Annotated in this window: 9 protein-coding genes; 3 read left to right on the forward strand and 6 right to left on the reverse strand. The window is 32.4% G+C overall.

What is annotated here, in order from left to right; all coding sequences use genetic code 11:
• Nucleotides 1-16 precede the first annotated feature (16 nt).
• Entirely contained in the window at nucleotides 17-619 is a 603-nt protein-coding gene (locus tag ACMUOV_RS06030; protein WP_413854207.1) for a hypothetical protein, read from the forward strand.
• A gap of 147 nt (nucleotides 620-766) precedes the next feature.
• Here the strand turns inward: ACMUOV_RS06030 and ACMUOV_RS06035 are convergent, their stop codons facing one another.
• On the reverse strand, nucleotides 767-2194 hold the full coding sequence (locus tag ACMUOV_RS06035) for an RNA-binding domain-containing protein (protein WP_413854208.1): 1428 nt from the start codon (nucleotides 2192-2194) through the stop codon (nucleotides 767-769).
• A gap of 206 nt (nucleotides 2195-2400) precedes the next feature.
• On the opposite strand from ACMUOV_RS06035, the gene dnaX reads away from it, so the two are divergent.
• Both dnaX and recR read left to right on the forward strand, forming a co-directional pair.
• A complete protein-coding gene (gene dnaX, locus ACMUOV_RS06040; protein WP_413854209.1) occupies nucleotides 2401-4098 on the forward strand; it encodes a DNA polymerase III subunit gamma/tau in 1698 nt (565 codons plus the stop codon).
• Nucleotides 4091-4687 (forward strand): recombination mediator RecR, encoded by a 597-nt coding sequence (gene recR / locus ACMUOV_RS06045; protein ID WP_413854210.1) that lies wholly within the window; start codon nucleotides 4091-4093, stop codon nucleotides 4685-4687. Before dnaX ends, recR begins: the two co-directional genes overlap by 8 nt.
• Nucleotides 4688-4695: 8 nt before the next feature.
• On the opposite strand, the gene pdxA is transcribed toward recR, so the two are convergent.
• The 5 genes from pdxA to ACMUOV_RS06070 form a co-directional block, all read right to left on the reverse strand.
• Nucleotides 4696-5622, reverse strand: coding sequence for a 4-hydroxythreonine-4-phosphate dehydrogenase PdxA (gene pdxA / locus ACMUOV_RS06050; RefSeq protein ID WP_413854211.1), 927 nt, complete (start codon nucleotides 5620-5622; stop codon nucleotides 4696-4698).
• Nucleotide 5623: 1 nt separating this feature from the next.
• Nucleotides 5624-6679, reverse strand: coding sequence for a peptidylprolyl isomerase (locus ACMUOV_RS06055; protein ID WP_413854212.1), 1056 nt, complete (start codon nucleotides 6677-6679; stop codon nucleotides 5624-5626).
• 16 nt (nucleotides 6680-6695) lie between these two features.
• The gene (locus ACMUOV_RS06060) at nucleotides 6696-7616 is read right to left on the reverse strand and encodes a peptidylprolyl isomerase (protein ID WP_413854213.1); all 921 of its coding nucleotides are present in this window, start codon (nucleotides 7614-7616) and stop codon (nucleotides 6696-6698) included.
• A gap of 94 nt (nucleotides 7617-7710) precedes the next feature.
• On the reverse strand, nucleotides 7711-8964 hold the full coding sequence (locus ACMUOV_RS06065) for an OmpA family protein (RefSeq protein WP_413854214.1): 1254 nt from the start codon (nucleotides 8962-8964) through the stop codon (nucleotides 7711-7713).
• A gap of 51 nt (nucleotides 8965-9015) precedes the next feature.
• The coding region (locus ACMUOV_RS06070; RefSeq protein ID WP_413854215.1) for a putative PEP-binding protein at nucleotides 9016-10681 on the reverse strand (1666 nt) is incomplete at its 5' end.

The raw sequence follows: 10681 nt of genomic DNA on the forward strand, positions 1-10681 counted from the left end.
TAAAAAGGAGAAAATTATGATTAAAGTTAAGCAATTTTGTAGTATTACTTTACTTTTTTACGGGGTTTTGTTTTTAACCGGATGTGAAACAATGCAGGTAATGGAATATGAAAATGACGGAATAAGAAAATATGCGAATTATGAATCAGGAACATACAATGAAGCAGCAATTCCGGTTAAAGATTATATTACTAAAGGGATAATATTTGTTGAATCAAAAGTAACAATAGATGTTAACGGAGAAAAAACAGGTTCCGAAATTACAAATGAAATGTTAATGAGAGAAGCTGCAAAATTAGATGCAGATGATGTAATAAATGTAAAAATAGATAAAATAGAAGCACATAAAATTGTTGACAGTTACGATAAAGATGGAGATTTTGTAAAAAGAAGATATAAGCAATTAAATTATATTTATAAGGCAACAGGGTTAGCAATAAAATATACAAAAGTTGTCGAATATCCTGCACAAAATGTAACAACACTATCAAATAATACTGAACAGCAAAAACAAAATATTGAAAAAGATATGAAAAATTCAAAAAGTAAAAAAATATATTTGAACAAAGCTAACGAAAAAGCTAAGGAAAAAGTTAAAAACAAAACAGACGAATTTTAAACATAGGAAACAATAGGAATAACCAAAAAACACCCTAATAACCGTTAGGGTGTTTTTATATAAATTTATACAGTTTACCCCTTACTTTATTACTTACTTGAGCACTTTTATTACTTACTTTATTACTTACTTGAGCACTTTTATTACTTACTTTATTATTTGCCAACTGCCATTTTTATTAGCACCAAGTCTTTTTATTATTCCATCCTGTCTTAATTGCTTTATATTTTTATCTATGCCGGAAATACTAATGTTAAGTTTTAAAGATAATTCTTTTTTTGTTATCTTTGGATTTTCTCTAATAGCATCCAAAATTTTTTCTTTGGTACTTTTATTTTTTGTTAGTTTGTTGTTTTCTGTTTGCTCGCTTACTTGATTACTGATTTTTATTTTTTGATAAAAATCTTTTTTTAAATTTGTTATTGTTGTTGTAAATAAAAAATCGTCATTAAAAATAGGTTCGCTGCCGAAATATTGTTTTGAATATTTCATTATGTTTCTAACACCGGAACCTAACTCTTCGGCAAAACCTATTTCTTTAAAAACTTTTGCAATTGTCGGATTTTTTGTATAAGGTCTAAAATTGTTTGGTTTTAAATTCCCAAATATATAAGGTTTATTTGCATTTTCCATTATTATTTTATCTTTTTCTACAATAAACCTTGCAAAATCGTGCATTGTATATTCTCTGTGCATAAGAGTATTAACTGCAATTTCTCTAAAAATTTTATTTCTTATATCAATTCTTATATTCCCTTCCAAATAAAACGGTGATGAAAAATGTTTTTCCACAAACTGCATTATTCTGTCAAAACTGTCTATTAAATTTGTATCTACAGTATCTCTGTCGTCGTAACGGTCTTCATTTTCAATTCTAACGATTAAATCCGTTCTATAATGCGGAACAATATTATGAATAATTTCATCTTTACCGAACAGCAAAACACAGGCAAGCGTAAAACCGTCTTGTTTCGTTATAGGGTCTTTTCTATATAAAGATGCACTTTTTAATAAATCCAAATTATTTAAGTTTTCCCAAGGATGTTTCGGTATTCTGTTAACGGCCTTAATTCTGGCTTTGTTTATAACAGACTGATTTAAATCTTCCATGGAAAGATAAGGATAAACTTTATTTTCCGAATAGGATGAATCTTTCCTTAAATATAAATTGGATACTAATGTCGGATTATGTGTAATATCGTAATCACCTTCATAATTTCTTAAATAATATTTATTGTTACATTTGTAGACTTGAGAACCTTCCGGAATATTTATATATAATATTTTTTTATTGCTAATAGTGTATTCTTCCATATTAAGATAAACCGTCGGGAACAGTTTTGTAGGATTGTTGATTCCTGTTGAAAATTCTTTTTTGTATTTATCAATATTATCGGAAGGAAGTCCCACAACATTTCTTTTATCGTCAACACCTAAAATGATTTCACCGCCTTTCGTATTTAAAAAAGAGCAGACGGTTTCATAAATATTTTTCGGCAAACCGCCCTGTGCAAGTTTAAATTCAACATTAATTTTTTCACCGGTTTTAATAAGTTGTTTTATTCTGTTAATCATAATTTTTTATTTTTTAATTGTTTTTTGCATTTTGTTTAGGGATTGAGATATAAAAACAGCAACGAAAATAGAACAGTTTTTATGTTCATTACACTTTGATATTATAAGAAATTAAAGAAGTATAAAATTTATTTTTTTAATTTGATATAATTAACAAATTACTGATTTTAAATATTTTACATTCTGCATTAACAAAAGGGAACATTATGTCTTATTTGGTTTTGGCAAGGAAATTCAGACCGACGACATTTTCCGAAGTTGTCGGGCAGGAACATATATCACAAACACTTAAAAATGCAATAGCGGAAAACAAAGTTGCACATGCTTATTTATTCAGCGGTCCCAGAGGAACCGGAAAAACAACCATGGCAAGAATTTTCGCAAAGGCACTTAATTGTTTGGAAAGAACTTCCGCCGAACCTTGCGGACATTGTAAAAATTGTTTGGAAATAAGTAAAAACCAAAGTTTGGATGTTTTTGAAATAGACGGTGCATCAAATAACCGTATAGACGAAATAAGGGAATTAAGAGACAATGTTAAATTCGGAGCGATGTCGTCAAAATACAAAATATACATTATAGACGAAGTTCACCAAATAACAAAACAGGCCTTTGATGCTTTACTTAAAACTTTGGAAGAACCGCCCGAACATGTGGTTTTTATTTTGGCTACAACCGAACTTCACAAAGTACCTATAACAATTTTATCAAGATGTCAAAAATACAGGTTTCGTTTGTTGTCTTCAAAAGAAATTTCCGAAGCAATTTTAAATATAGCCCAAAAAGAAAATTTTACTATAGAACCTGCAGCACTTGAAATTATAGTTAATGCTTCCGGCGGTTCAATGAGGGACGCTTTAAGTTTATTGGACCAGGCACTTTCGTCTTCAACAGGGCAAATTACAACCGAATATATGCGTAATTTGCTTGGTTTGTTGCCTAAAGAAATTATTGCAAAAACCGTTGAAGATATTGCCGCTTGCAATGAAAGCAATCTTCTTAAAACTTGTAAGCAGGTTTATGAACAGGGTTATAATATTTTGCAGTTTGCAAAAGATTTACGTGATTATATACGCCGGCTTATGGTGTATTCGATAAGCCCCGATATTATCGATATAGCCACAACGGATAAAAAACTTTACGATAAACAAAAAACACTTTTTACATCGGCACAGTTCGTAAGAATGGGAAATTTACTTTCAAAAGTTTTGGAACAGATGAAAAATTACGATCAGCCCAGAATTTTGCTTGAAATATATCTTTTAAAAATGGCACAACCGTATTATTCGGTTAAAGAATTAATTTCACAAATTAAAAATTTATCCGTTAATATGCCGAAAGCCGAACATTTGCAAACTTTTCCGGCTAATACTGCGGCTGAAAATTTATCCTTCGAGCATGAACAGCATGAACATGTTGAAGTTATGGCAATGGCGGACTCCGTTGATTATGACTTATTGTCGTTATGTAAACAGGCAATTGCCGAAATTTCAAGAAAACATCCGATGACCGCAAAAAGCATAAATAAAGGCGAAATAAAAGTTATTGACGGCAATACTTTGCAGATAAGTTTTACAAACAAATATTCTTACGATATGTCAAAAGATTATAACGAAGAAATAAGGCGCCTTGTATCAAGGAAATTAGGCAGAGAAATTACGATAAATTTTGTTTTAAAAGAAGATAATGCAGAAAATATTGCCGGTGAAGTTATTCATGAAGAAGTTCAACAACACGAAGATATACATGAAGAAAAATTTATAGTATCCGAAGATTTAAAGGAAACCGCAAAAACAGCAATTCCGACAAGAATTGAAAACATTGCTAAAAAATTTTCCGCACGTGCAGTAAAAAAAGAGGCAAAACAAGAAATTTTCGATTCGGTAGAAGATAAAGATGAATAGACCGCAAGCTGTAGAAAAAATGATAGAAGTTGTAAAAAAGTTACCCGGCGTCGGGCCTAAAATGGCCGAAAGGTTATGCTACCATATATTAAAACTTTCCGATACCGAAGCCGATTACTTAATTGATTCCATACAAAAAGCAAGGCAAAAAGTTAAAGTATGTTCTATTTGTTACAATTTAAGCGAATCCGACCCATGCCCGATATGTTCGGATATTTCAAAAAACAAAGAAATATTATGTGTTGTTGAAACACCGCAGGATTTAATAGCCGTAAGTAAAGTTAAAGATTTTAACGGACTTTATTTCGTGTTGGGCGGTGCATTATCGCCGCTTGATGCCATAGGCCCCAAAGATATAAGAATTGACAAATTACTCGCAAGGTTAAAAACAGGAGAAGTTAAAGAAGTTATACTTGCTACCGATATGGACTCGAAAGGAGAAACTACCGCCGTTTATTTGGCACAAATAATTAAACCGCTCGGTATAAAAGTTTCTCGTTTGGGTTACGGTATGCCGGTCGGCGGAGATATTGAATATGCCGATGAAATTACAATATCTCGTGCAATTGCCGGCAGAAAAGAAATGTAAATTTTTAATTATTTACCGAATTTTACTGCCGTTATTATTGCTTCTATCATTGAAGTTTCGTCTGCTTTATTTTTACCCGCAATATCAAATGCCGTTCCATGCCCGGGAGAAGTTCTTATAAAAGGCAATCCGGCCGTTAAATTAACTATTTTATTTTTATTGATAATTTTTAACGGGGTCATAACTTGGTCGTGATACATACAAACCATTAAATCATATTTATTTGCAAGCATTTTCGACCATGCAACATCACAGGAAAACAAATCAGCAATATTATATTTTTTTGCTTTTAATTTTTTTATTGCGGGCATTATGATTTGCTTTTCTTCGTTTCCTAACAAACCGTTATCACCGCAATGAGGATTTAAGGAAGAAAAAATTATTTTAGGTTTTCTTTTTAACATTTTTTCAATCAAACCTGCAGAAATTTCAGTCGTTTCCATAATGTTTTTTACGGTAAGTTTTTTTGAAATTTCACTGACCGGTAAATGCCTTGTAACCATAACCGAATTTATATCATTACATATCATCATCATACAAAACTTTTTTGTTTTCGTTAAATCCGCAAGAATTTCCGTATGTGCAAAATATTTCGTTTTTGCAAGTTTAAACGATTCTTTTGAAACGGGTGCCGTTACAATACATTTGAAATTTCCTTCCAAACACATTTTAACTGCATGCTCAATTGCAGAATATGCAATTAAACCCGACAGCTTTGAAGGATTGCCCGGTTTAATTGAGAATTTATAATTTGATGTAAAATAAAATTGGCACTTTGAATCGTTTATATTGAAATATTTTTCAATAACTTTTTTGTCACCGAATACAAAAGGGCTGCAAACCCTTTGAACTTTCAAAGAATTTACAGCCCTAAAAACTATTTCCGGCCCTATACCTGCAGGATCACCGATTGTTATTGCTACTTTCGGTTTCATATTACCAGGTTTGATTTATTTTTATTGTTGCTTTTGATTTTATACTTTCAAGCCATTTATCATAAGCTTTTTTTGTGTTTTGCTGATACAAAACTTCCATCAAATCTTTTTTTACATCGTCATAAACAAAACTTGTACTTGCTTTTCTTTCTTCAACTCTGAAAAAATGATAACCGTAATCGCTTTTTATAGGTTCTTTAGTCCATTCGCCTACATGTAATTTAAATACGGCATCTTCCAAAGGTTTTGCCAAATCGCCTTTTACTATAATACCCATATCACCTTTTCTTTGTCTTAAAGCTTCATCTTCGGAATATTTTTCCGATAAATCCGCAAAACTCAAAGTGTTCTTAGCCAATTCTTTTTTTACATTAGCAACTCTTGCGGAAGCTGCTTTTTGTTCTTCCGCCGAAGAACCTTTTGGAGATTTTATAAATATCTGTCTTACTCTTAATTGTTCCGAAGACATTCTTTTTAATAAAACGGCAACATTATTTATTAAATCCTTTTGGTCATCGGCAGCGTCAACTTTTTCTCCTCTCATTTGTTTACGAACATTGTCATAAAAAGCTTTACATTCTTTTTCTGTAGGTTGTTGTACTTTATTTTTCATTGATTGTTCAACATATTTCATACTCATTAATTGTTCTTCTATTCTTTTTTCAAACTGAGCATAAGTAATGCCTTCTTTTTTAAGTTCCGAAGTAAAATCCGCATCGTTTGCAAATCTCTTTTTTATTTGGTTAACGGCATCGTTAACTTCTCTTTTTTGAATTTTAATTTTTGCTTTTTTAGCTTCCTGTATCAAAAGCATTTGATCTATTTTTTGATTTAAAATTTGATTTTTTAAATTGTTAAGACGTTCTTCGGTTTGTTCTGCAACCGGAGTCATTTGCATTTGTTGTTCTATGATAGGTGAGGCAATTTTAACAAATTCGGAATTCATTAACGGCTCACCGTTAACAACTGCCAAAGTTTTGTCACCTGCTGTTTCTTCCGCTATTGAAAAACATGCTATTGCACAAATACAAAATAAACCGACTAAAATTTTTTTCATTTTTAGAATCTCCTTTTTATTCAACATCCAAATTATTTAAACCTTCTTCTTTTTGTTCTTCTTGTTGTTCGGACTGTTCCTCCTGTATTGAATTTAATTTGTTGTAATCTATTGTTACGTTCAATTTATTTTTTGTATTTTCAAACCAATCCTCAATTTTTTGTTTTTCCAATATTCTTTTTATTTCTTCTTTTGCTACTTCTTCGGAAACTGCAGGTAATGCCTGTTCGGACACTTTTGTAATAATATGTATTCCGAAAGGAGTTTCTACCATATCCGAAATTTCACCTTTTTGTAAATTAAACGCAACCGTTTCAAATGCGGGAATTAACTCGCCTTTCTTAAAAGGACCTATCAAACCGCCTTTTTGTGCCGATATTCTGTCCGTAGACATTTCCTGTGCAACTTTATCAAACGATTCTTTATTTTTTAATCTTTCAAGTGCTTTTTCGGCATCTTCTTTAGACTGCACCAAAATATGTTTTACAACAACAGCTACAGGATTTGTAAAATCCTGTTTATGTTCCTGATAATATTTATTTATTTCATCTTCCGTAGGGTTTAATGTTGTTTGTAAATTTTTTAAGAATATTTCCATCATTAAACCGTCCTGATAGTCGGCATATTGTTTTTTTTGTTCCTCTTCAAAAGCTTTAAGTGAATCTTTGTATTCCTGACTTTTATCTATTTTTGCCTGTTTGGCGGATTCAATAATTAATTTTTCTCTTACCAATAAATCTATAAACTGCTTTTTACCCTGCTCGCTGTTTACATAAGCTTGGTATGCCGGAGGTGCGGAATTTACCCTTTCAACAAACATTTCTTCCGTTATTTTTTCACTGCCGACATTTGCAATTACATTTTCATCCTGTTGCTTACAAGCACTTAATACAAAAAACATCATTACTACCATCATAAAACTTAAAACGTGTTTCATACAGTCTCCCGATAAATTATAAGAATAACATTCCTATTATACTAAAAAAAATTTGCTTTTCAAATTTTCAGCTTAATGCTGGCTTATATAACAACTAAAGAGTATCGGCAATTTCATCAGTTTCTTCGGTTACCTGCTCATCCGAATTATTTTCATCATGTTCTTCTTTTTTCAAAATAATAATATTAACCCTTCTGTTTTTAATTTTTTCTTTTTTATCTTTATTTGAAGCTATGGGATTTTCCTGCCCGTAGCCCACGGCCTGTAACCTGTCTGCCTGAATACCTTCCTTTGTTAAATAAGTATATACCGCCTGTGCTCTGTTATAAGACAATGTTAACGGGTCTTTTGTTTCACTGTCATCCGTATAACCTTCTATTAAAACTTTATTTGCCTGATATGCTTTTAATATTTTTACCGTTTGCTCCAATAACGGAACGGCATCTTCATTTATTGTAAAACTTCCGGACGAAAAAAGTATCACGCTTGATAAATCTACAAGAAGACCTCTCGGTTCTTCTTTCACAACTATATCCGAAATTTCACCTTTAACATCACATTTTAAAACCGTTATATTTTGATGAACTTCATTATAATTTCCCATCAAGTCATAAGCCGTAAGTATCGCCTTATACTGCCCCGGAAAAACAAATTCGTTATATATATCATCTTTACCGTCCCATACAATGTTTTGAAATTCTAAATTTTTTAATTTCCATGTTTTAACCGGAATATTTTTTTCCGTTACTATTTTTAAATTTGTTTTTTCAAAATCAATACCGCTTTCATCACCGATATTAGGTGTTAAAATTAATTCCTTTAATAATTTGTCTTCGGAAATTACAATTGTATCCATTGTTGTTTGCAACAAAACATAAGGTAAAGTACCGTCAACGGTAATTGTTCCGTCAAGTCCGATTTCTTCTTTTTTATTTATAATAATTTTAAAAAAATATTTAAATTTACCTTCAACAACATTACCGTTTTCCAAAGTTGCATTCCAAATTATATTTTTATCCGGGAAAACGGTTCCGGAAGAAATAAATATTTCTTTAGAATTATTATCAGTAATTTTTAATTCCCATTGTTTTATTTTTACATTTTTATTAAGTTGATAAAATTGAAATTCCGTTTGTGAAGCAAGCCCTATTGAATTATTTGGGGAAATTTCGGTACCCGTTACGGCAAAAGCAAGAAATGCTTTTTGCTTATATGAAAATACCTGAATATTTTGATTTGCCGGCAAATTTATTGTTTCAGTTGCGGGTAACCGTTGTGTTTGTGCATAGACAAAAGAAGATAAAAACAGAATAAAAAAAGAAAATAATAATTTAGTTTTAGAAAACATAAAACCTCTTGGGGGCGGAACAGCTGTTCCGCCCCCAAAATTTATTAAAACTTATTTTTTCTTTTTTTGTTTTGCAACTGCTTGTGCTGCCGCAAGTCTTGCTATAGGAACTCTGAAAGGTGAGCAGGAAACATAAGTCATTCCGATGGAATCGCAGAATTCAACCGATTTTGGTTCTCCGCCGTGTTCACCGCAAATACCTATTTTCATGTCCTTTCTTACTTTTCTACCTTTTTCAAGACCCATCTTAATCAATTGGCCGACACCTTCCTGGTCTATTGTTTGGAAAGGATCTGCAGCCAATATTTTCTTTTCCTGATAGTCGCCTAAGAAAGCACCGACATCATCTCTTGAGAAACCGAAACTCATCTGTGTTAAATCGTTTGTTCCGAATGAGAAGAATTCCGCTACATTTGCCAATTTGTCTGCCGTTAATGCAGCTCTCGGTATTTCTATCATTGTTCCGAAAGAATAGTCAAGTTTTTTAATTTTTGCTTTTTCCAAAACTTCCGCGTGAACTTTTTCAACTATAGCTTTTTGAAGTTTCAATTCGTTATCCGTACATACAACCGGAACCATTATTTCAGGATGAACTTTTTTGCCTTTCTTCAAAAGTTCAACCGCAACTTCAAATATTGCTCTAACCTGATATTCGGTTATTTCAGGATATGTAACACCGAGTCGGACTCCTCTGTGCCCCATCATAGGGTTGGATTCGTGAAGAGCTTCCGCTCTTGATCTGAATTCATCCAAAGAAATTTTTAAACTCTTAGCAATTATTTCCTGTTGAGCTTTTTCTCTCGGGATAAATTCATGCAACGGAGGATCCAATAATCTGATTGTTACCGCATATCCGTCCATAGCTTCCATTGTTCCTTTAATACTGTCTTTCATATAAGGAAACATTTCGTCCAAAGCTTTCTTTCTTTCTTCCGTTGTGGCTGAAGCAATCATTTTTCTTAATGCAAATAAAGGTTTTTCCGAATTTTCACCGTAGAACATGTGTTCCGTTCTGAAAAGGCCGATACCTTCGGCACCGAAAGCTCTTGCTTTTTTGGCATCTGCAGGGTTATCCGCATTTGTTCTGATTTTAAGTCTCTTGATAGAATCGCAAACTTTTAAGAAATCGAACAAAATTTTATTTTCGGTAGCATCAACCATTGCCAATGCTCCTTCATATACAAAACCTTTTGTTCCGTTAAGTGTTAAATAATCGCCTTCTTTAAATTTTTTTGCGCCGATTGTCATTGTTTTCTTTGCCAAATCAACAGCAACATCTGCACATCCTACTATACAGCATTTTCCCCATCCTCTTGCAACAAGTGCAGCATGTGAGGTCATACCGCCTCTGGCTGTCAATACGGCTTGAGCTGCTCTCATACCTTCAACATCTTCAGGGTTAGTTTCTTCTCTGACGAGAATAACTTTTTTACCTTTCTTTGCCCAAGCAACTGCATCTTCTGCAGAAAATACTATTTGACCGTTAGCTCCTCCGGGACCTGCAGGAAGACCTTTTGCCAAAACTTTTGCACCTTTTTCTGCTTTAGAATCTATAATAGGGTGTAATAATTCATCCAATTGTGCAGGAGAAACTCTAAGTACAGCTTCTTCTTTTGTAATAAGTTTTTCTTTTATCATGTCCATTGCCATTTTAACTGCGGCAGGACCGTTTCTCTTTCCAACTCTGCACTGTAACATCCACAATTTACCTTCTTGA

This window comes from Candidatus Ruminimicrobium bovinum (assembly GCF_902760015.1).
GTDB classification, from domain to species: Bacteria; Elusimicrobiota; Endomicrobiia; order Endomicrobiales; family Endomicrobiaceae; genus Ruminimicrobium; species Ruminimicrobium bovinum.

What these genes read in the sequence shown, in the direction of transcription:
- ACMUOV_RS06030 (WP_413854207.1), top strand. Translation starts at nt 17, where the DNA reads ATGATTAAAGTTAAGCAATTTTGTAGTATTACTTTACTTTTTTACGGG.
- dnaX (WP_413854209.1), top strand. Translation starts at nt 2,401, where the DNA reads ATGTCTTATTTGGTTTTGGCAAGGAAATTCAGACCGACGACATTTTCC.
- ACMUOV_RS06060 (WP_413854213.1), bottom strand. Translation starts at nt 7,616, where the DNA reads ATGAAACACGTTTTAAGTTTTATGATGGTAGTAATGATGTTTTTTGTA.
- recR (WP_413854210.1), top strand. Translation starts at nt 4,091, where the DNA reads ATGAATAGACCGCAAGCTGTAGAAAAAATGATAGAAGTTGTAAAAAAG.
- ACMUOV_RS06055 (WP_413854212.1), bottom strand. Translation starts at nt 6,679, where the DNA reads ATGAAAAAAATTTTAGTCGGTTTATTTTGTATTTGTGCAATAGCATGT.
- pdxA (WP_413854211.1), bottom strand. Translation starts at nt 5,622, where the DNA reads ATGAAACCGAAAGTAGCAATAACAATCGGTGATCCTGCAGGTATAGGG.
- ACMUOV_RS06065 (WP_413854214.1), bottom strand. Translation starts at nt 8,964, where the DNA reads ATGTTTTCTAAAACTAAATTATTATTTTCTTTTTTTATTCTGTTTTTA.
- ACMUOV_RS06035 (WP_413854208.1), bottom strand. Translation starts at nt 2,194, where the DNA reads ATGATTAACAGAATAAAACAACTTATTAAAACCGGTGAAAAAATTAAT.